This window comes from Pseudomonas sp. 22082 (genome assembly GCF_052046055.1).
GTDB lineage: Bacteria > Pseudomonadota > Gammaproteobacteria > Pseudomonadales > Pseudomonadaceae > Aquipseudomonas > Aquipseudomonas pharyngis.
On sequence record NZ_JBQEQB010000055.1, the window covers coordinates 1 to 527 of the forward strand.

Annotated in this window: 1 protein-coding gene; it reads right to left on the reverse strand. The window is 63.4% G+C overall.

All coding sequences use genetic code 11. The features are described from left to right. Positions 1–527 (reverse strand): immunoglobulin-like domain-containing protein (locus ACTJK9_RS29575; RefSeq protein ID WP_440817862.1); only part of this gene is annotated, 527 nt, incomplete at both ends.

Below are 527 nucleotides of genomic sequence, written 5' to 3' on the forward strand. Positions count from 1 at the left end.
GGTGCCGGTCGCGCTGAGCGACAGGTTGGTGGTGTCGATGGTGTCGGTGACGGTGGTCGAAACCGGGGTTTTATCAGCCACCAGATTTTCATAGTTACCACCGCTCACACCAGTGATCGCGTTGGTCAGCGGTGCATGACCGGTCAGCACGTCGTTCGGCGCGGTAGTGGTCACGGTGCCGCTGGTCTTGCCGACTTCGATGGTGATGCTCTGGCCGTTGGACAGGTTTACGGTCACAGGCGAGCCAGTCACAGGGGCGCCCACGGTCGCGGTGTAGGTGACGGTGCCACCCTCGGCCGCTGTTGCGGTCGCGGTCAGCTTCACGGTGGTGGTGTCGATGGTATCGGTGACGCTGGTCACGGCTGGTGTGTTGCTGGTCACCAGGTTCTCGAAGTTACCGCCCGTGGCGTTGGTGATCGTGGCCTGCACGTTGCCGGCGTCTTTGTAGACGTCATCGGCTGGGGCGGCGACGGTCACGGTGCCGGTGGTTTTGCCGGCTTCGATGGTGATCACGGCGCCGTTGCTCA